Here is a 19,865-nt window from a genome sequence, read left to right as displayed (position 1 = left end):
CGCTAGTTTTTTGCTTTGGCCGCGCTCTCGGCGTTGTAGGTGTTGAACACCAGCTGCGGGATGCCGGCGATGTTGAACAGCGCTTCGAGCGCTTCGGAACAGAACTCGGCCGGAGTGCCATCTTGTTCGAGCACCAGATCCTGTTCGCGCCAGCCCTTGATCAAGGGCGTGAGGAACTGCGGGATATCCACCACGTTCAGGGTATTGAACGCTGTGCGCAGCTGCTTGGCCGCCAGGCGTTCGCAGACCAACACGATCTTGAAGGGCTGGGCTTGGCCGTCGGAATCGGCCAGCGTGCCCTGCACTGGCACCAAGACGGTATTGCTCACTTTTACTTTGTATTTTTGGGTCATGATCTAGCGTAGTTTCTGGGCTCTGCCCTTGGGTTAAAAACTGGTAACGATGCGAATTTCGTCATTGCCTGCGAGGGGGTTGATCTTCAGCTTGTAGCCGCACAGACGCTTGCCGTTCAGGTCTTCCTTGGTCGGCTCGACGCGCTGGACGCTTGGCATCCAGACCATGACCTTGTCGCCGACTACCGTGCCGTGGACCATGCCGATGGAGGTGAGCGCGGCCGCCTTGACATCGGCCAGGAACGCCACTTCCTGCGCAGCGGTCAGGTCCAGCTTCACGGCGCCCGTAACCTTCCGGTCCGTCACTTCGACCGACTCGCCACCCAGCAGAGCCTGGAAAGGGGTGGAAATGCCCAGGTCGATCGTCAGGCCCTGGCTCGGGTACTTGGTACCGGTGGTCAACACCGGCGCGGTCGTGGTGGTGTGCGTAGCGCCCAAGGTGACGTCGCCCGAGTTCGCATCCGTGACGATTTGCGGAACGCGCCACGCGGTGAGCGTGGTGGCTGGCGCGGCAACTGCGCTTGCGCCGCCGTCGATCCCCAAGAACTTGAACGAGATGACGGGCTTCTCGCCGACGGCCATCTTCAGCGATGCCGTGCCGCGCGCGCCCAGCAGCTTGTGCAACACGCCGTCGTCATACCAGTAGATCGATACCGATTCGAACAGGTCCGAGACTGGAACGTAATCCACGCGGGTGGCAAGCGTGATCACCTCGGCGAAGCCGATAGCGCGCATCAGCGGGCCCCATGCTGGCGCCGTGCCGGCGGTGCCGGAGCCCACCAGCTCGACGTCGAAGCCCGCTTCAACATACGCAGTACCAACCAACTCCTCCGAACCGCCGAGATAGGCGCGGATGATGTCCCGGCTCACGTTCTGCGCGTTCAGCGGGTTGATGCTCAGGTTGCTCACCACCAGGGCGTTGGCGGCGCCAGTGGGCACGGCGTCTTGGCCGTAGGTGGTTTCGATACTGGCGAGAATTGCAGTTTTGCGAATAAGGCGGCCCATGGCTCACTCCTGAACAGGTTGTTCGGTAACGACGGGGCCGGCCATCTGCTTCAGCTCGCCGGTGCTCAGATCGCGCACGAACGAGCCGCCAACCTGCGGCTCCATGTGCACAACGTTGTCCGCCGCCGTGTTGTTCAGCGCGCTCGCGCTGTCAACGTCTCCGGCTTGGTTCAATTTGGATTTCATGCTCACTCCAAGGTCATGTTGGTGGTTCGGTGCTGGACCGGATAGGTCATCCGGACCCAACCTGTTTTCTTGCCTTCACTGCTGTATTCAGCGTCGATCACCGGCTCGCCTATATCGGTGGTAAGGCCGCCGAGCGAAGGATCCGACGCCATTTCGCGATAGACCGCTATCAGGAGCGGATCCACGGCGGCGTCCGGCGTTTCCGTGTTGGTGCGAACGTAGAGTTCGATCACGAAGCGCGAGTCCCAGTCCACCGGCGCGCCGAGGATCGCGCCGCGCGTCGGTAAGCCGCCGTCAAACTGCACGTTGATTGCGGCCGGTTCTGCTTCCGGAATCGCGCGGTCGCGCGCCTGGTAAATGCGCACGCCGATGTCCGCAGAGGAGCCCAGCTTGGCGACAATGGCTGCCGTGATCTTGAGGAAGGCGCTGGTCATGCGTCCTCCAGAATCAGCACGCTCTTGCCAGTGCCGTCGGGCTGGTGGTCTTCGACGCGGTAGGCCGCGCCCGCGTGTAACAGGATGAGGCCCGCCGGAGCGGCGGGCACGCTGCCCGTGGCCAGGGTGAACGCAGGCCGTGTCGACGACATGCCCATCCCGACGCCGTCCACCACGTACTGAGCATCGAAGATGCCCACCACGGGCTCGCCACCAAGGGTGTCGCCCTCTCCGCAAAAGTCGCCTTTCACGAAAAACGGGGACAAGTCGTCACCGATCACTGCTGGCCTTCCTGCGCGCCGTCGGCGCCGGCGGAAGCCTGGTCTTGCTGTGTGCCGCCTTCGCTGTCGCTCTGCACGACGCCATCAGCGGACGACGCGGCAGCCTTTTGCTTGCCGTCCGGCTCGGCCGCGCCGGCGGCCACCAGTTCACGGGCTACACGGTCAGGCAGGTTCGCAGTGTCGCCAGCCTCCAGCCGCTTACCGTCGTGCTCCACCGGGCCCAGAATCTTGATTTTCATGGAGGCCCCTTACGCAACAGCGTTGGTAATCAGGTAGCCGGCGTCGGCGCCTGCGATGACAGGGGCGACCTCGTCCGTGACGGGGAACAGCCAGCTCTTCGGATTGCGCTCGAAGTACGGTTCTTCCACGATCGGATAGCCCTCCAGCTGGTAGGTATAGCCGAAGGAAGGCTTGCCCTTCTCCTTGACCGAACCGACTTCGACATATGCCAGCACCACGTCCTTGCCCCACACGTCGTAGAAGGTGCCCGTGTCGTCGGCGTACACCGCGTCGCCGATCAGCACCTTATCCAGACCGAACAGCTGCGCCAGGAGTTCGGGCGTCGCGACGTCGCGGCCGGTGTATTTCATGCGGTCCAGGACCTTGGGGTGCTGCTTCAACACGGAGAACACCAGGGCGCCGATCACGGCCACATTGGCGCGTTTGCCGACCTTCTTGCGGACCGCTTCCTTACCGGCTTCGATCACGGCTACCGGATCGCTGGTGCCGGAGAAATCGCTCCATTGCGACGTGCCCGACAGCGTGATCTTGTTGGACGCGGCGTAGGCGCCCGGGTTTCGGGCCGTATCGGCCTGCTGCTTTTCAAGCCGCAGGGCAATGATGTCCTGCGTACCCTGGATGGTGATCGAGCTCATATCGATGCCCGGCACCGCCTGCGCCTCCTGCATGGTCTCGATCGGCAGCTGGCCTTCCAGGCTATGGCTTTCCAGCACATAGGGCGCGCCGGCATAGCCGAACGTCACGCGTTTGGTGTTCTGGCCGGGGGAACGGCCAGTCGCGTACAGCATGAAATCTTCCTTGCCGAACGTCGTGATCTTGCCGCCGCGCGCCGACACCGGCACGGTGGGGAACAGCGCACCGCCCACGAACACCGAATTCTTGTAACCTTGCGCTACAGAAGTCAGGATTGGATCGGAGATGCGTGCCTGCGAATTGCTCATTTGGCCCATATTGATTCCTCAGTAATGAAATGTTGTGGTGGGGCGATCAGTTCGGAATCACCAGGATCTCAACCAGCTGGCCGGCCGCCGACGCGGCGCCCAACGCGCGCGCAACGGCGACGCCCGAGGCTTTGGTGATTACGCGGCCGGTAGCATCCAGCTCCAGCGCCGCATCGACGGCGAAGGCCGCGCCGGCCTCGGCCACTACGGTGCCCAGGGCACCGTACGAAACACGCTCGCCGATTGCGGCGGGGAAGTCAGTGAATCCGGCGCAGCGGCCGCCGGCGACGGGAACAGCGCCGGCGGCGGTTACAGCACGGTTCGCGGACAGCACGGCAGTGGCTACCGCGCTCAGGGTCAAAAGTTTGATAGCAGCTGCTGCCATGTCGATTCCTTTTCAGTGGTTGAAGTTATTTGCCGCCGACGGCTTTGTACGCGGCGACGTAATCGGTGCCGGGATGAGCTGCCATGTAGTCCTTGGCCTTCTTGTCCAAGGCGGCGCGCGAATCGTCCGCCGCCTCCGGTGCGGCCGGCGCGGCCACGGTCGCAGCCGGCGCCTGCTGCAGTGGCTGCGGCGCGTCGTCGGCATTCGCCGCCGCCTGCGCGCTGCGCGTCTTCTTCTCTGCGGCCAGCACTGCCAGGGCCGCGTCGCCCGCTGTCGACTTGCCGTCGAATTTCAGGCTGGCGATCAGCGCCTCGTGGCCGGGCATGGACTGACCTTCCACGGCCTGAATGCGTGCGCGCTCGGCAGCGGCGCCCTCGGCGCGCAGGGAGTCGGCCAGGGCAGGATTCTCGGCGTTCAGCTGTTCTGCAGTAATCATCTTGTTTCCTTTTTTCGTTGGGGATATTGGGGGCGCGGAAGCGTTCAGCGCCTTGGGGTATGCCGGCGCTGAGCGTGCGCTGGCGTATTCGCGGTTCAATTGCTCAACCAGGCCGTCCATGGTGATGATCCCGTCTACCAAGCCCGCGTCGACGGCCTGCTGTCCGGTAAAGATGCGGCCATCGGCCATGTTCGCCAGCACGGCGTCGGTGCTAACACCGCGGTGCTTTGCGACCGCACCAACGAACAGCGAGTACATATAGTCCAGCTGGTCCTGAATGCTCATGCGACCTTCGTCCGAAAGCGGCCCGAACTGGCTCGCGATGCGCTTGTACCGGCCAGCAGTGAGCTCCGTGGTTTTCACACCGCGCGCAGCCTCGGCGCCGCTGATGTCGACGTGCGAGGTGACCACGCCGATCGATCCGACCGCAGTGGTGCTGTCGGCTACGTAGACCTTGCCAGCGGCGCTGCCGACCCAGTAGGCCGCGCTTGCCATCGTCCCGCCGCCCAAAGTTGCGATCGGCTTGCGGGCCCGCGCGGCCAACACCGAGTTGGCCAGGAGTTCGGTGCCGTCAACCGTGCCGCCGGGGCTGTCGACTGCCAAGATGATGCTGTGCACGGCGCTGTCGTCCAGTGCAGCAGCGAGGTCGCGGCTGATCAGCTGGCTGCTGGAGCCGCCCGAAATCCGGCTGAACATATTCATCTTCTTCGCGATCACGCCTTCCACCGGCAGAACTGCAACGCCGTCGCGGATTTCGTAGTCGCGCTGTTCGTTTGCGAGCGGCCGCCCAAGGCGCTGCTCGACCGCCGCCAGGTCGATGTGTTCGCCGCGCACATGGGCGCCGTAGATCGCATGGATCTCTAGCAAGCGATTGGGCTCGATGGCCCACGGCGCGGAAAGGACGTCAAGGATGTTCATCTGGCGAACGGGTTGGATTTGATGGTGTGACTGTAGTGACCGGGCCATTCGGAAAATAGGGCAATTTGAGACGACCTAAGCTACTCGCCTGCAGGCGCATCGCCAGCGGCCTCCGCGTCGTCCTCTTCGCTCGCCGGCGCTGGGCCCGGCTGGGCCTGCCCGGCTTCCACGCCCGAGCCAGCAACGCGGCCGCTCGGCGCGAAGTAGATGCCGGCCGCCCGTTCGGCCTCCACCTCGCGCACGCGCTGCTCGTGCTTCTGCTGCCAGGCTATGCCGTCGTACAGGATGCTTTCCGCTTCCTTCGTGCTGATGCCCATGTCGACCCGCTTCTGCGCCGCGTCCACTTCCTTGACGGGGTCAATACTGCCGGGACCGTCTCCAGTCCAGACTGCCTTGCACCAGGCTGCGCGTACGATCGGATCTGCGAAGAAGCCCGGCGCGCTGATGCGGCCTTCGGCTACTTCGTCGGTGAGCCAAAGCTCGAACGTGGGCTGACACAGGTAGGTAGCGAGCATGTCGCGGCGCGACTTGAAGGCCTTCCATGCCATCAGCAGCGCGGCGCGCGCCGCGCTGTAGCTGCTCTGGAAGTGCATCGTCAGCACCTCGTATGGCAGCTCGAGCGCCATGCCGATCTGGCGCACAATCGCAGCCCAAAACGGATCGAACGCCGGGTTCGGCCGGCCCGGACTGCTGGTCTCAACGCTCTCGCCGGGCAGCAGGTTCACCGCCTTGCCTGACTCCATCTCGCCGCTCCAGCTGCTGGACTTCTCCACGATGGCGCCCTTCGCGTCGTCGTCGAACATCTCGTCGAATGCATCCGGATCCATCTTGATGAACACGCTGAACATGCCACTGACCACCGCCGCGTTGAGCTCCGCGTCGGTCCAGCGGTTGAGCTGCTTGAGCGGTTCCAGGATGGGCGCGATGAAAGGCACGCCGCGCACCTGGCCAGGCCGCAGGGGCTTGAACAGGTGCAGGAGGTTGCGGCGCCCGGTTTTGCTTCCGCGCAGCACCACGCGGTCCCACACGTTCGGCTGAGCCATCAGATCGCCGGGGTGCTGGCGCGCCACATGGCATGCCAGCGTCTCGCCGGTTTTTGGATCGATCTCCATGCCGTCGATCAGCGTCGGCGTGTTGGGCATCGTGTTCGGATTGCAGACCCGGTCTGCCTCGATGAGCTGCAGTGCCAGCCGGGCCTGCATACCGGCGCGCGCGATGCGAGGAGTCAGCACCATCACGTCGCCGCTCTCCAGCATGGAGCGGAATGCCAGATCCTGAATGCCGTAGAAATTCATCCGGCGCGCCAGGTCGCAGTCCAGCGATTCGGCCCACGCGGTAAATCGCCGCTTCGTGTCGTCGCCCCATGCAGTCGCGCCTTCCGCCGTCAGTCCGAGGAATTTGGCGTCGATGGCTGGGGTATACGCCAGGCCGGTGCCGACCACGTGGCTGACCGTGGTGTTCACCGCGCCGATAGCGACCGGGGCATTCCGCATTTGATCGCGGCTGCGCGCCCTGAGCATGGGCAGATCGCGAATGATGTCGGCCGTTGGCGAGCCCGCGCCAGGGTTCCAGCGGCTCAGCGCAGTGCGGTCCATCTTGGCACCGGTGTAGCCGCCGGCCAGGGCCAGCTGCGTGCGCGCCATCATGCGCTGCGCCGCTACGCGCGGCGCCAGGTAGGCGATAGCCTTGTCCAGCAGGTTCTGCGGCGGCGCCGCTACGGTGGCCGCCATCTCAGCCGCCCACCACGATGGTGCGGCTACGGCCGCGCCCGCGCGCATTGCGGTCGAGCTCTTTCACGCGGCCATCCCAGGCCAGGATGCCGGCCTGGATGATGTCGAGGTTGGCGCGGGTCAGCTTGCGGCCCGCGATTTCGTAGGATTGCCCGGTCAGCACCGCAGTCTCGGCGGCCAGGTAGGCCTCAAGTTGCGATTGGGCCTGTGTCAGCGTAATTCCAGCCATAGATTCCTCTCCGATAATGGAGAGAGTCTATGGATTACAAACGTCTCAGAGCAGGGCAATTTGAGACGGTGCAATCGTCGCGTAGCCGCTAGCCAGCGCTCACTTTGCTTTGCAGTAGTACAGCACGACAAATGGTGGCATATTGTTGTGCGGTTGATCGCCACCAGCTGCGGTGGTCGACGAATCCTTACTAATCTGCTGACTGTGGCAACCGGACAATCCGCAAGAGCCACCTTGCGTGTCAAGATACGTGTACTTGTGCTGGTGAGCGGGCATTTCTTTCTCGGTGAGCTGATGCACTTCTTCCCCCCCAGTTTCATGGATCTGGCGGAGAGACAAATTTTTGCCATTTTGATCTTTGTTCGCCCCCGTCCCAGCGCCGAGAATAACCCGCCCTTCCGCCACGGTGTATGGCTCCCAACCTTCTGCCGGGCACGGTTTATCAAAAGCGACAATAGCGCCAGGATAGGTCGCCGGCCTAACGATCCATCGCGTCGCGGATGGAACGAAAGCGATTATCGCAGCAGTAATAACGCCGCCCAGTCCAGCAGCCAGCGCCGTTTCGATTAGCCCTGCTCGCTCGGTAGTCATAGGTCACCTTAGAAAGTTGGAATTAAAACAATGCTAGCACGCGGTGCCGTATGCGCTTCAAATGTCGGTCCTGGGCTTCCCAGTTTTCATCAAACGGTACAGGGTCGCCCGGCTGATGCCGTGTTTGGCCGTCACTTCGGCCGTCGACATATCGCTCAAGCCGTCAGCAAAAGCATCCTGCCGCTCCCGCTCTGTTGGGTGCCTTTTCCTTTTTGGAATTCGGACGCGAAGGCCTCCGTAGTCGTTGCGAATTTGCGCTTCGATTAGCCTCGCCGCATCCGCGTCTAGCCCACTCGCCTGGCAGGCCAGCATGATCACTTCAACGATATCAGGATCGGGATCTAAGTTCATGCCCCACCCCGCCGCGTTCCGGTCAACGAGATGCGACCACGCACAACTTTAGCGCCGACCGCCTGAGACGCCAGCGAGGCCACAGGGTACGCTGGGGTTTGGCGCGCGTCGGCCGCCACCGGCGCAGGCAGCTCAGTCGCCGCCGGCGCCAGTTCGGCCAGCTGCGGCGGCGGCTGTTTGAACAGGTCCAGATTTGGAGGATTGAGCTTCTTGCGCATATTTCCCCAAAACAGCGTGCTCTTTTTGTGCAGCCCAAGGTGGTGAGCCGCCCCCAAGTTGTAGACCATCAGGTCGAGCGCCTCATTGCGGTCGCCTGGCTTCTTTTCCCAGCTGGTGTAGCGATGGCCGCGACGGTACTTCGTCACTCGGTACTCTGCCGTCAGCTGCTTGAAATACCCTTCCTCGAGGTTGTTCGGGAAGTGGATGGCGCCCGGCCCTGCCTCGATCTTCCAGCGGTTGACGAGCGCGTCCTTGGCCGTGTCGGTACCGATCCACCAGAGCTTGCCGGATCGCTTCTCACCTTTGCCGCGATTATCGAAGTGCACGATCGTCGGCTTCGCGCCAATGATCGGTTTGCCGGGGCGCGACTCGCCTTTGATCGCGTGCACGCCCTCGCGCCGCATCGCGTCGCAAAAGTTGTACACCTCCTGCGTGTGATTGCCGCCCGAGTCAACGAAGACGGCGTCGATGGTGAGCAGTTCGCCGCCAGCATGGCGGTACTGCCCACGGACAAGCTCGGCTGCGCGGTCCCACGTGGACTGCAGTGCCGGGTCGCCGTCCACAACTTGGAAGTCGACGACAAAACCCTCGAGCCCTTCCGCCCATGCAAGCGCCTTGAACTCGAGGCGATCACCCTGCGTGTCGATGGCGGCCGTAAGCACGCAGGCGGGGGCCGGCACCATACCCAGGCTGTAACCGCTGGCCTTGGCGCGGTTCCACAGGTCCTCGTATTTTGTCTGCTCCTTCGCGCGCGCCCAGACCCTGGCCAAGCGCGTGTTGTAGAACGTGATCATCAACGTGTCGTCGCCGGCGTCCAGCTTCTCCTTCGCGGCTCGATACTCCTTCAACATGCCGAGCCAGGAGAACCAGCCATACGGGAGGAACATTGCGGAGATGGTGAAGCTCACGGTCTCCCCGTCGCCGGGAACGCCTTCCGACCAAGCGCCGCGCGCGAACATCCGGTTCTTGTCGCTTTCGAGCATGCAGGCGCCGCATTCGGCGCACGGGTAGAGTGCCACCTGGCCGTCCTCGGACAGCTGCAGGCGCTCAAACACCAGGGGCTGCGCATGGCCGCAATGAACGCAGTCGGCCAGCGCTTCCTGTTGCGTACCCATGCGGAACAGTTCATCGATCGTCGATTCGTCTTCGATGGTCGGCGAGCTGGGGTAGTACGACTTCCGGTTCTTTTCGAAGCTCGTCTGGCGCGCCTCGGCCAGTTTCCACGAGGCGCCCTCGCCGTTGACGTTGGCCTCGGCGCGATCGATCTCGTCGTACAGGACGCGGCGGGCCGGCAACTCGGAAAGATTCGCGGCCGCGCCCGACGTCACGATGGTGAGGGCGCCACCGATATACTCCTTAGTGTCCAGCGTGTTCACCGAGTCCCGCGAGCGCGGTGCCGCGACGCGCTCCTTCAGCTCGGGCACGGCTTCGATGGTCTTGCTGACCCGGGTGCTGGTCCGCTTCTGCAGTTTCCCCGTGGGCAAAATCCAAAGGAAGTTGGACGGCGACTGGTGCACGCTGCACGCGAACCAGTTGAGGCCAACCTGCGTCTTCAGCATCTGCGAAGCGCCCTTCAGCGCTACGCGCTTGCAAGGGTGGTTATCGGACAGTGCACGCATCACTTCGCGCGCGTGCGGTGTGCGGCTGGTGCGGTATTTGCCGTACTCGTTGGCGCCGCTGGACTTGGGGATGATCATGTAGGCGTCGCTCCACTCGTCCACCGTCATGTTCGGGTCCGGCTGCAAGGCGCGCGCGAATGCGCCCGCCACGATGACGATAGCGGGGGTCATTCGGCATCGACCTCGACGTGAATTTTCACCTGGGCGGCAAACGCGTGCGCCATCGTTTCCAGCAGCAGCCGGTGCTCTCGGTCGATCACCTCTTCGCACTCGTCGGCGCTGGACAGGCCGGCCACGTCGGCGGCAATCCGACGGGAGCAGTTCGTCATGCCGTCGCGCAGCGCACGCGCGATTTCGAAGACGGCCGCGTCGACCGCGTCCTTCACCAGGTACAGGCCGCTCATCTCCGCCTGCTTCATCTCAGCGATCGCCGCCTCCGCCGCTTCGCGCCGCGCGCGGCTGGACTCGTAGCCATGCGCCGCGCCAGCGGTATCGCCGTCGCCCTGCGCAGCTGAAGACGCGCTCATATTGCCGGTTTTGATGCCGGCGCGCGGGCGCGTGTGGCGGCGATACAGCATCGTCGCGTATTCGGTGTCGACCTTGCCGTCCTCGACCGGGATTTCGCAGCGCTCGATGGCGGCGTAGCCCTGCTGGCGGGAGATTCCCAGCGATTCGGCCCATTTGGCGATGGTTGTCAGGTTTGGCATGTGTTCTGGTGCGTTGTCAGGATAGTTGTCAGGATTTGTTTTCCGCCGCGGCTAGTTCTTCGACGTGGTTCGAATTACCCGTGCTGGCCCATGTGCCCGGAAGTACCTTGAGGGGGGGGCGGCGGCCCAGGCCGGCCGCCTCATCGCGCCGTCCTCTCGGCCTCGACCATGGCCCGGGCGAACTCGCCGGCGAACTCCGTCTCCACCGTCTTCCGCACCACGTACTCAAAGTCGAAGCGCTCGGTGTAGACGGCCGAGCGCACGAACAGCAGCACGGGCTTGATGGCGCTGCCGAAGCCGAAACCGACGCGCTGGTAGATGCCCAGCGGCAGGCGGTCGCCAGGCCGGCCAACGAAGTAGGCGTAGCCCTGCTTGCGCTTCGTACCGCGCGCCAGGCGTGCGCGGCTATCCGCCGTCATGTTCGCTTTGTACCCGGCCTCGGGGAAGGCGCGGAAGTAGGCCAGCAGCTGCACGATCTGGCCACGGCTCATGTTGCCGAACGCATCGAGCCGCGCGCCCGACCCGGGCACGGCGCGGTAGCCGGCGGGCATGGCGCCCACAGCCTGCAGCGCACGCTCGAACCGCTTCTGCCCGCGCTGCCCGCCCTTGATCTGTGGCAGCAGGTATTTCGCGGCCGGCGTCGCCTTCGTCGCGTCGTCCTTCAGCATGACGGTGGCGGCAAGCCTGGTCTTCGTTGCTGGCACCACGCGCAGCCCGGACAACGTGTAGGGCGTTGGATTGCGGAAGACGTCGCGCATCTCGCGCTGCAGGGCGGGCACGGCGGCCTGGGCGGTGCGGGTCAGTGCTACGCGGGTTGCAAAGTCCACCTGCTTCTGCCCGCCCTGCATCTGGCTGGTGAGCGCGGCAACCGCGCCCCGGACATTCACTGGCATGCTTTTGCTCCTTTGCTCACCTTCAGCTCTACCCTTGTCCTATTGTCCCAATGTCCTAATGAAAAAGGTAAAGCACCCGCATGCACCCGCGTGCGCGTATGCGCACGTGCATCACGCGCACACGCATCACGCACGCACACACACGAGGGGGCACAACGGGACAACGGGACAATGGGACAATGGGACATTGGGACAGTCATAGGCGCAGGGACGGCCTGTCCCATGTCCTTGTCCCATGGAATTGCGACATAGGACACTGGGACAACGTGATTAGAGCGGACCATCGTTGATCTCCTCGTCGGCGCCGGCTTCGCCTGTCGGCCGGACATAAATCCACTCGCGCTTGCCGCCCACGCCCTTCGGGCCGCGCTTGCGGTGCCACTTCATCTCCGCCATGCAGCGGCCAACGCGCTGCTGCTCCGGCCTGGTCCACTTGGCCACGTCCAGCTTCAAGGCCTCGCCCAGGATCTGCGGCATGTCGCACTGGTTCTTGCCGACCAGCCACTGGCGGATGACGGTGATATAGGCGTCGCCGACATAGCGCTCGTCTTGCTCGTCCTCGAACATTTCCTTTTCGGCCGAGGTCGGCCACCATTCGGCGCCGGCGTGGAACAAGTGCGTCGCCTCGGCCCATATTTGGTCCCGGTCTGCGGTCAGACCTGCCAGGTCTACGGTCGTCACCTTCACCGGCCAGTAGCGGCGGTTACCCGTGTCGTCCTTCAAGTAGGCGTCACTGTTCGTGGTGCCCGCGAAGAGCTGCTGGCGCGGCACGTCGGCTGCGCGCTTGCCGTAGAAGTTGCGATAGCGGTCGATGTACTGGCCGAAGAACAACTTCGCGCCGGTGGACTCGGCCTTGTTGAACGAATCCAGCTCGGCCAGCTCGACGATCCATTTTCCCCGGATCACCACGTAGGCGTCTTTGTCGCCGAGGCGGAACGGCGCGTCGGTGAACCAGTCGCCGCCCAGCACCTTCAGCGCGGTCGACTTGTAGATGCCCTGCTCGCCTTCCAGAATCAGCACGTTGTCCGCCTTGCAGCCAGGCCGGTACACGCGCGCCACAGCCGCGATCAGCCACTTGCGTGCGACAGTGCGGTTGTAGGGCGTATCCTCGGCGCCCAGGCGGTCGATCAGCCAGCGCTCCAGGCGCGGCATGCGGTCCCATACCAGTCCGTTCAGGTAGTTGCGCACCACGTGGTACTTGTGCAGGTCGGCGATCAGCAGCACCGCGCCCATCACCACGTCCTGGCGCGGCGCGAAGCCGTATTTCTGCTGCATCCACAGCGTGCAGCGCAGGTCGTCCATGTCGGACCACTCGCCGAGCTCGGCACCGGCGAACGGCGGCGCCGACAGCTTCAGCACCTGGCCGCTGAATTCGTCGTAGGCGATCACGCCCTTCCAGCTGTGGTGCTTCTCCAGGATGAGGTAGACGTTCGACAGCGTGGGTAGGATGTTGCCCTTCTCGTTGCGCGCCAGTGTCCATTCCCAATCGACGTCGGCCTCGCTTGCGGGCTCGCCCTCGCCGTCTCCGGGCCATGGTGGCGGCTCGCTTTCTCCTCCCCCAGCGGCAGCGGCACTCGCGACCCGCTTGCCGCTCTTGGCCGTGGGAAGCGGGACCACGTTGTCGGCAGTTGCGGCCGGTTGCGGTTCGGGCTCAGGCTCCGCCGCAGCTGGCGCCAGGGCGGCGAGAATCGCCGCCGCCAGCTGCACCTGCACGGCCTCCAAGCCCTCGTTGACGTGCAGGTCGTTGAAGTCGGTCCACTTGTTCTCGCCGCGCTGCGCAAAGCGCGGCACGACGATGGAGGCATTGCCAACGGCGCGGGCCGCAGCCGTGGCCCGCGCCACGCCGGTGTTTTCGAACGTCCTCACCTTCACGCGGCGGCCGGCGCGCGCGTCGGCCTCGATGTAGGGCACGCCGCGCGCATCTTTGCGCCAGGCAGCCAGCAGCTGAACTACCGAGCCGTCGGTCGCCGTGAGCGCGCGGTCCACGCCGTCGATTTCGATGGGGCATTCCAATTTGAATTCCTTGCGCAGCCAGTCCACCAAGCGCTGCTGCATGAGGAAATCGTCGTCGGCCAGGAACAGGATGTGCACGTCCGGATGCAACTGGCGGACCAGCGTGGCCACTGGCGCAAGGTTCCCTGCGTCGAAGGCGACGAAGCCGGCCACGCCATCCTCCAGTGCCATCCGCGCTGACCGCCCGGTGGCGTACCCCTCTGCCATGAAGACGAGCTGGTTTCCTTGCTCCACGCGGCCTATGGGGCAGCACGCGCCCTGCTTCGCGGTGCCAGCGTTGAAGCGCTTCGAGCCATCCGGCGCAATCTTCTGCAGGCCCACCAGGCGAGGCTGCTCGCCGCCCAGCACAACGAGGGGGATCAGCGCCGTTCCGTCCTTCAGGTAGCGGATGCCGGGCGCGGTGATCTGCTTGCGCTCGACGTAGGGGGAGGCCCCCTCCCGCTCCCCTTGTGCCCACTGCTGGCCGGCGCGGATTGCGGCGTTGGCGGCCTCCTGCGCCTTCTTGGCCTTCTCTTGGGCCTCAAGCTCGCGCCGCTTCACCTCGGCGGCGGCGCGGTCTTCCGGCGTGACGTCGGACCAGTCAACGGCGATGGTCTCCGTGTTCTCGTTGTCTCCCTGCCAATAGCCATAGGATCCGACGATGACAGTCTTGCCTCCGTCGGTCGCGATCTCGTTCAGCTTGTACCAGTATTTTTTTTGAGGCCCGTAGCGGTGAAACTTCCCGTCCGCGACAGGGTGCCCGGCGGGCAGCAAAGCGCCGTTGGCCTCGATCTGAATCTTCGCCTGCTCAAGTGTTGCCATGCGCGGCCTTTCCGTTAGCGTAGGTCTTGTGCTTCAAGGCCCACTCGGTCAAAACCTGCTTCTCGATCTGCATTACAAATTCCTCTGGGTGTGCTGCTCGCAGGGCAGCGAGCCGGGCGTGTCGCGCCGGCTTGTTGGGCAGCTGGCAGATCTCCATGGCGAGCCGGACCAAGTCCCACTGCTCGGCTATGAGGTTCTTCAATTGCTCTACGAATTCGTTGGAATGTTTTGCGCCCAAGCTCTCTATCAATGCCTGGCGCTCGGGCCTGCTCGGCTGCCGGCACACATGGCGCGCAAGGCAGACCAGCATCCACTCGGGGGAGCTGGTGTCGAGCTCGACTGCGCTGTGCGCCATGGGTTAGGTCTGGTCGCCTGGCGTGGGGCAGTAGACTTGGAAGGCGAGCGTCATCAGCTCCTTCATTGTCTTGTGCATGTGCTGCGCGATGCGCTCCAAGTCCGCGCGCTCACGCGTGTCGATTACGCCATCGCCGGTGGCCGCAGCGTAGGTGCGGGACAGGTCGCCGATCTCGCCGTACAGAGCCTGCCATTTGGCCAGCAAGTCGTCGCCGTCCATCTCACCTGCGGCCGGCAGCTCGATAAAAACGCCGCCGGACGCTGCCGCCACTGCCTGCGCAAAATGCGTGGTTCCGGAGTAGCGCTGCACCATCATCGCGGTGGAGACACGGAGCCCCTGCCCGTTGAGTTCGTATACGCGCGCCTCCAGCGACGGGCGCTTCATGCCAAGTGTTGCGGCCGTGCCGTTCCAGCCGTGCACCTTGATCATTTCCTGGTATGCCTTCGTAAAATCGTCCACAGGTATTTCCTTATCCTTCCTACGTTGTTTGCTTATCGCGGGGCAGTTAACATTTATTCATGGACACCAAAATATTTCCCAAATGCAATTTTTAGAGCAAAAAAAGAGCGTTCGACTCATCCACCCACCAAAGGGGACAGCGATAGCTCTGCCGTACAAACCGGCGCATCTTCTTGGATCGCGACAGCAACTGAATCCCCAACGAACACCTCCGGACGCGCAAGTCGGAGAAATCTCAGCTGTGCTCTTGGGATGCCATTCCGACGCCACTCGGAAACCGAGGGCGGCCGCACTTCGCAAAGCCGCGCGACCTTCGTGGTCCCGCCTAGCGCATCGATGATTTGATCAGGTGTCAAGGAATCGTTCATACCTAATTTTAGGCATCCCTAAAGATAAAAGCAAGAACATTTAGGCATATCTAATGCATGAATTGTTAGGATTACCTAATGAATTGGCATACACGACTATCACAAGCCCGCGAGGCAAAAAATCTAAAGAAATCTGCCTTCGCACGGCTGATTGGCGTATCCCCGCCAACCGTCACGGACTGGGAAAATGGCGAGACAAAAATGATCGAGGGAGCGAATCTAGTAAAGGTGTGCAACGCGTTGGATATTTCCCCCGACTGGCTGCTCCATGGTGTCGAAAACATCGTAGACCTTTTCCCCGGGGCTCAGCGTGTTGTCGCCGCCGACCAGTCGACCTCCTACCAAATCCCAAAGGTCAGCCTTCGACTGCAAGCTGGCATCACTGGCTTTCAGACGGAACCTGATCGTCGCGATGGCGGCGTCCAAGACATACCGAAAGGATGGGTAGACCGCAAAGGTTATGACCCTAAAAATTTGCTGGCGATTCAGGTAAAAGGGGAAAGCATGGAACCCACCTTTTACGAAGGCGATACGGTCGTCATCAACCTTGCAGATAAGACACCTATCGACAACGGCGTGTTTGCTGTGAATTACGATGGGGAAGCCGTTGTAAAGCGCATGTCTCGCGATGCTGGCAGCTGGTGGCTGATGTCGGACAACGCAGATCAGCGCAGATTCTATCGCCGCCAGTGCCAAGGGAACGAGTGCATCATCATCGGGCGAATTGTGCGCCGCGAAGGCGATCATTTCTAACCGTCTGCGTCCATGAGAACCCTACCCCTTTCGGTTGCATTGGCATCATTCCTGGCCTTTCCTGCCACAGCTGCCGAGCCGATCGTGGTTCTGGGCATACCTATTGGTGGGACGCTGAAGGTCGCTCCAAAAGTTTGCCCCATCAATACCGACAAGAGTAAAACTCCGTGTTGGATTGATGCCCCGTACCGCCACACAGATGGATCCTTGCTCGGCCAACTCCATTTACCTGACCCAGCTAGCCGCCCAAAATGGGCCGCCTATGCCACGTTCGAGGCGCAAATCAGCCGACAGGCAACCTTCGAGAAACTCAGCGTTAAGGCTGCTGGTACTGGCCGGCTCTCGGAAATTCAAGAATCAATCACGGGCAGGTTTGGGCCTCCAACAGCCGGGCCAATCTCATCGCCCTCGACTTATTCAGCCACCTGGTCAAAGCCAGAGATCTACGTAAAACTGCTCTGCAGCATCAACAGCTTCTGCGTGGTCGAAATTTCATCCCCGAGCTACCGCGCAGAGTACGAACGGCAGATGGAAAAACGCCGAGCGGATGACGCGACCCGCCCTAAGACTCTTTAGGCATATCTAAGCAATCCAAGGCAAAATAATTTAGGCATACCGAAGATTTATGTTGACTTAGATTTTAGGCATGCCTAATAATAGCTCCATCGCAACCACCGATGGAGTAGGCAATGACATCCACAGCACTCGTGATTTACGGCCCCCAGGGCTGCGGCAAGTCTCGGAATGCGGCATCCTTGGCCAAGTTCTATGGCAAGTCGGTAATTTACGACTACGATGAAAAGCCATCGACGCGCCGACTGCGCTCGATGCCCGATGAGACGCTGGTCCTCACCAATGAGGACGTCCCCGGCGCTGTCCCTTTCGCCACAGCCATGCGCGCTGCTGGCTTGGGACGGTGACTGGCATGGCGCATGCTCAAATCGCCATCACGCTAGCCCAATGCGCGGACTGCGCATTAACGCGCTTCCCCGGCACCTCAAAGGCTGAAACCGACGACCGTACGTTCTACTTCGCTAGTCTGCTCGCCTACATGATGTGCAACGCAGGCGAACCAGTCGGCGCAAAGCTGCTTGACTTGGTGGCGCTCGACGCGCAGACACACCAGCCGCCAACTCATGGACCGACGGGATCGCAGGCTGGCGCCTCAGCTGCGGCAGGTTCCTACTGAGTAGCAAATGAACGCCTTCCACGTCACCGTCCGCACGTTGTCCCGCCTGGTTGCATATAGCGCGATCGGCTCGGACAGCGCGGCGGTGCACTTGGCCGCCCTTACCTATTTCGGCGCCTGCGGCGTCACCGTCACCCCCATCACAAGGAAGAAGCATGACCACCAATGCCCGCGCCTCGGCGCCTAACTCCACCTGCCTGCTCAACCAGCTCATGGACGATGCGTTCCCGCCGACCAGGCCGGCGCGCAGTGCGGCCTACGTCGCCGGCGCGCGGGCGGTCCTGCAATTCCTGCTGCGCGAGGCGGCGCTCCAATGCCCGTACAAGGAAGGGACCACGAGTTTCGACGCGTTCTATGCGGGCGTCGCAGAAGGCCGTGAAATTTGGGGCCGCCAGATGCAAACCGCGAACACAGCCAGTGACCGCGCCCCAGCCAACAGCGCGGACCTATTGGCCGAAGAACTGCTGGCGGCCGAGCAGATCATCCTGGCGATGCTCAACGCTATGACGACCGCGCAAAAGTTCAAAGTGGGGTCGCAGCTGGTGCGCCGCGGCGTAATCGATGGAGGCGGAACAACCCGCTCGCACGAACGCCGCGCCGTACTCGTCAAGACCGGCTTTGCCCTGCCAGAAGTGCCAGCCCGGCCCGTCGAGCATCGTCGTGCGCCCGCCCGCCAGTACTGATACCCCTGCACGAGCTTCCCACCGACGACCACAGATCAGTACATGCGCACCCTCTACCACACTTACCGCCACCTCCGCCGCTGCGGCGCCGGCGTGCTGACCGCTGCACGCCGCGCCCTGCACATCTACAGGCACGGCTTTTAACCAACATGGCCAGCAAGGACCACACCATCGCCGAGCTGCGCCGCGCGTATCGCGACTGCGCATTGGTGAACATGACGTTCGACCAGGCCATGAACCACAAGACCCTAGCTATCGCCATCCGGCTCAAGGCTGATAGCAACCGCCGCCGCGCGGCGCGAGAAGCGCAAAAGCAGCTGCGGTTCGATGCGAAACGAGCCCAAGCAAACGACACCGACTGAACACATGCGAAACCCCGAACCATATCAGCGCCTCGATCGGAACCACCAGCGCGATTTTTCCCCGCTGCAGGTAGGCAAGCACACCGTCCGCCGCACGCCACTGCGCGGCACGCCCTACACCGTCTACAGCACGCTGCACGGCGGCGCCGTTGCCGGCCGCCAATTGAGCTACCCGAGCCAAGACGACTGCGCCAAGCATGTTGCGCAGCACCTCACGTGCAGCCGGCGGGCGCCGGATCTGGCCGCGCTGCTCGACACCGCGCTGCACGCGCGCATCGTAGAGGCGCTGCGCCTGCGCGAAATGGACGCCAGAGACCTCTGCAGCCGCTTCGATCTGCGGATCACCAGTATGCGACCGCTGCTCGCCTTGCTGGTCAGCGAAAACAGAATCGTGCGCCGGGGCACCGCACGCCGCCCAATCTATTCGAGCCATGTGCTCTAACCCCGAAGGAGAAGTGATGTTCTCAGCTATCGAGAAACTTGCGCAAGGCGGCACCCTGCTGGTGACCGTCTGCGCGGAAGGTGAAAACCTGCGCATCGGCGTCACGCAGGCGCCGACGGACACGAAGGCAAAGCCCACCTTGCGCCCACTGTCGCTGATCGGCACCGCCGCTGAGCTGGACGAGGGCTTTGCGGAGGCAGTGCTGATCTGGCAAGCACCCAAGAAGAGCCTGGCCGAGCAGGCCCAGGAAGCTGCCGGCGACGAGCAAGACAGCGCCGCTGGCGCCGCCGTCAGCAAGCCTAAGGCGGCGGGCGCAAAGCGCGGGCCGAAACCGCAGGCGGACAAGCTGGCCGCTGCTGCGGCGGCCGCCAACAGCGGTGCTGCTCCAGCAACCGGCGCTGCTGCGGCGCCGGGCGCGGCGGGCGCCAACGGCGGTGCTGCTTCAGCACCAGGCGCGGCTGCGGCGCCGGACGCGGCGGATGCCGACGGCGGTGCTGCTCCAGCAACCGGCCTTGCTGCGGCGCCGGGCGCGGCCGGCGCCGACGGCGGTGCTGCTCCAGCACCAGGCACGGCTGCGGCGCCGGACGCGGCGGATGCCGACGGCGGTGCTGCTCCAGCAACCGGCGCTGCTGCGGCGCCGGACGCGGCGGGCGCCGACGGCGATGCTGCTCCAGCACCAGGCGCGGCTGCGGTGCCGGACGCGGCGGGCGCCGACGGCAGTGCTACTCCAGCACCCGGCGCGGCTGCGGCGCCGGACGCGGCGGATGCCGACGGCGGTGCTGCACCAGCACCCGGCGCGGCTGCGGCGCCAAACGCGGCGGTCGCCGGCGGCGGCGAGGCTCCTGCGCCGGGGGCTGGGGCGCCGCTGGGCGTGGTAGGCCCCGACGGCGTTGTAGACGTCTTCACCCTCGACCTCTTCTAA

The 19,865-nt window shown here is 63.5% G+C and carries 26 protein-coding genes; 7 read left to right on the top strand and 19 right to left on the bottom strand.

The genetic code is table 11. The annotated features are described in order from the left end of the window. Positions 1–2 precede the first annotated feature (2 nt). The 19 genes from ASC94_RS32975 to ASC94_RS10955 form a co-directional block, all read right to left on the bottom strand. Entirely contained in the window at positions 3–353 is a 351-nt protein-coding gene (locus tag ASC94_RS32975; protein ID WP_162251409.1) for a hypothetical protein, read from the bottom strand. A 33-nt stretch (positions 354–386) separates the two neighbouring features. After that, entirely contained in the window at positions 387–1,358 is a 972-nt protein-coding gene (locus tag ASC94_RS11035) for a phage tail tube protein (protein WP_056394307.1), read from the bottom strand. Between the two features lie 3 nt (positions 1,359–1,361). Continuing rightward, positions 1,362–1,544, bottom strand: coding sequence for a hypothetical protein (locus ASC94_RS11030; RefSeq protein WP_056394304.1), 183 nt, complete (start codon positions 1,542–1,544; stop codon positions 1,362–1,364). A 2-nt stretch (positions 1,545–1,546) separates the two neighbouring features. Beyond that, entirely contained in the window at positions 1,547–1,978 is a 432-nt protein-coding gene (locus tag ASC94_RS11025) for a hypothetical protein (protein WP_056394301.1), read from the bottom strand. Then, the gene (locus ASC94_RS11020) at positions 1,975–2,259 is read right to left on the bottom strand and encodes a hypothetical protein (protein WP_056394299.1); all 285 of its coding nucleotides are present in this window, start codon (positions 2,257–2,259) and stop codon (positions 1,975–1,977) included. The genes ASC94_RS11025 and ASC94_RS11020 overlap by 4 nt, the downstream gene beginning before the upstream one ends. After that, positions 2,256–2,498: a hypothetical protein gene (locus ASC94_RS11015; protein WP_056394296.1), complete on the bottom strand. Its 243-nt coding sequence runs from the start codon at positions 2,496–2,498 to the stop codon at positions 2,256–2,258. Before ASC94_RS11015 ends, ASC94_RS11020 begins: the two co-directional genes overlap by 4 nt. A 9-nt stretch (positions 2,499–2,507) precedes the next feature. Next, positions 2,508–3,449, bottom strand: coding sequence for a major capsid protein (locus ASC94_RS11010; RefSeq protein WP_056394293.1), 942 nt, complete (start codon positions 3,447–3,449; stop codon positions 2,508–2,510). 37 nt (positions 3,450–3,486) lie between these two features. Next, positions 3,487–3,825 (bottom strand): capsid cement protein, encoded by a 339-nt coding sequence (locus tag ASC94_RS11005; RefSeq protein ID WP_157201380.1) that lies wholly within the window; start codon positions 3,823–3,825, stop codon positions 3,487–3,489. Positions 3,826–3,850: 25 nt separating this feature from the next. Then, positions 3,851–5,179, bottom strand: coding sequence for a S49 family peptidase (locus tag ASC94_RS11000; RefSeq protein ID WP_056394286.1), 1,329 nt, complete (start codon positions 5,177–5,179; stop codon positions 3,851–3,853). 80 nt (positions 5,180–5,259) lie between these two features. Further along, entirely contained in the window at positions 5,260–6,909 is a 1,650-nt protein-coding gene (locus ASC94_RS10995; RefSeq protein ID WP_056394283.1) for a phage portal protein, read from the bottom strand. A gap of 1 nt (position 6,910) precedes the next feature. Continuing rightward, positions 6,911–7,138 carry a DUF6148 family protein gene (locus ASC94_RS10990; protein WP_056394280.1) on the bottom strand — a complete coding sequence of 76 codons (228 nt, stop codon included), beginning with the start codon at positions 7,136–7,138 and terminating at the stop codon, positions 6,911–6,913. Between the two features lie 99 nt (positions 7,139–7,237). Continuing rightward, positions 7,238–7,729 carry a hypothetical protein gene (locus ASC94_RS32460; RefSeq protein WP_157201378.1) on the bottom strand — a complete coding sequence of 164 codons (492 nt, stop codon included), beginning with the start codon at positions 7,727–7,729 and terminating at the stop codon, positions 7,238–7,240. A 57-nt stretch (positions 7,730–7,786) separates the two neighbouring features. After that, on the bottom strand, positions 7,787–8,080 hold the full coding sequence (locus ASC94_RS10985; protein ID WP_056394278.1) for a hypothetical protein: 294 nt from the start codon (positions 8,078–8,080) through the stop codon (positions 7,787–7,789). Then, positions 8,077–10,089 (bottom strand): phage terminase large subunit family protein, encoded by a 2,013-nt coding sequence (locus ASC94_RS10980; RefSeq protein WP_056394275.1) that lies wholly within the window; start codon positions 10,087–10,089, stop codon positions 8,077–8,079. The genes ASC94_RS10985 and ASC94_RS10980 overlap by 4 nt, the downstream gene beginning before the upstream one ends. Beyond that, positions 10,086–10,625 (bottom strand): hypothetical protein, encoded by a 540-nt coding sequence (locus tag ASC94_RS10975; RefSeq protein ID WP_056394273.1) that lies wholly within the window; start codon positions 10,623–10,625, stop codon positions 10,086–10,088. The genes ASC94_RS10980 and ASC94_RS10975 overlap by 4 nt, the downstream gene beginning before the upstream one ends. Before the next feature lie 140 nt (positions 10,626–10,765). Continuing rightward, on the bottom strand, positions 10,766–11,518 hold the full coding sequence (locus ASC94_RS10970) for a hypothetical protein (protein ID WP_056394270.1): 753 nt from the start codon (positions 11,516–11,518) through the stop codon (positions 10,766–10,768). Positions 11,519–11,788: 270 nt separating this feature from the next. Next, entirely contained in the window at positions 11,789–14,332 is a 2,544-nt protein-coding gene (locus tag ASC94_RS10965) for a VapE domain-containing protein (protein ID WP_056394267.1), read from the bottom strand. After that, positions 14,319–14,687 (bottom strand): hypothetical protein, encoded by a 369-nt coding sequence (locus ASC94_RS10960; protein WP_056394264.1) that lies wholly within the window; start codon positions 14,685–14,687, stop codon positions 14,319–14,321. Before ASC94_RS10960 ends, ASC94_RS10965 begins: the two co-directional genes overlap by 14 nt. A gap of 3 nt (positions 14,688–14,690) precedes the next feature. Next, a complete protein-coding gene (locus ASC94_RS10955) occupies positions 14,691–15,146 on the bottom strand; it encodes a YmfL family putative regulatory protein (RefSeq protein WP_200955636.1) in 456 nt (151 codons plus the stop codon). 446 nt (positions 15,147–15,592) lie between these two features. Between ASC94_RS10955 and ASC94_RS31695 the strand changes: the two genes are divergently transcribed. The 7 genes from ASC94_RS31695 to ASC94_RS10920 all read left to right on the top strand — a co-directional run bounded on the left by ASC94_RS31695 (position 15,593) and on the right by ASC94_RS10920 (position 19,865). Then, positions 15,593–16,267, top strand: a complete 675-nt coding sequence (locus tag ASC94_RS31695) for an XRE family transcriptional regulator (protein WP_082616400.1) — start codon at positions 15,593–15,595, stop codon at positions 16,265–16,267. 689 nt (positions 16,268–16,956) lie between these two features. Beyond that, complete coding sequence (locus ASC94_RS10945) at positions 16,957–17,187, top strand: hypothetical protein (protein WP_056394257.1); 231 nt, start codon at positions 16,957–16,959, stop codon at positions 17,185–17,187. Positions 17,188–17,463: 276 nt separating this feature from the next. After that, entirely contained in the window at positions 17,464–17,643 is a 180-nt protein-coding gene (locus ASC94_RS10940; RefSeq protein WP_056394255.1) for a hypothetical protein, read from the top strand. Further along, a complete protein-coding gene (locus ASC94_RS10935; protein ID WP_056394252.1) occupies positions 17,612–18,139 on the top strand; it encodes a hypothetical protein in 528 nt (175 codons plus the stop codon). The genes ASC94_RS10940 and ASC94_RS10935 overlap by 32 nt, the downstream gene beginning before the upstream one ends. Before the next feature lie 149 nt (positions 18,140–18,288). Further along, the gene (locus ASC94_RS10930; RefSeq protein WP_056394250.1) at positions 18,289–18,501 is read left to right on the top strand and encodes a hypothetical protein; all 213 of its coding nucleotides are present in this window, start codon (positions 18,289–18,291) and stop codon (positions 18,499–18,501) included. 4 nt (positions 18,502–18,505) lie between these two features. Next, the gene (locus tag ASC94_RS10925) at positions 18,506–18,943 is read left to right on the top strand and encodes a hypothetical protein (RefSeq protein ID WP_056394247.1); all 438 of its coding nucleotides are present in this window, start codon (positions 18,506–18,508) and stop codon (positions 18,941–18,943) included. Positions 18,944–18,959: 16 nt separating this feature from the next. After that, positions 18,960–19,865 (top strand): PRTRC system protein E, encoded by a 906-nt coding sequence (locus tag ASC94_RS10920; RefSeq protein WP_056394245.1) that lies wholly within the window; start codon positions 18,960–18,962, stop codon positions 19,863–19,865.

This window comes from Massilia sp. Root418 (assembly GCF_001425265.1).
In the GTDB taxonomy this organism is placed as follows: domain Bacteria; phylum Pseudomonadota; class Gammaproteobacteria; order Burkholderiales; family Burkholderiaceae_D; genus Rugamonas.
This window is presented reverse-complemented; position numbering and strand designations above follow the sequence as displayed.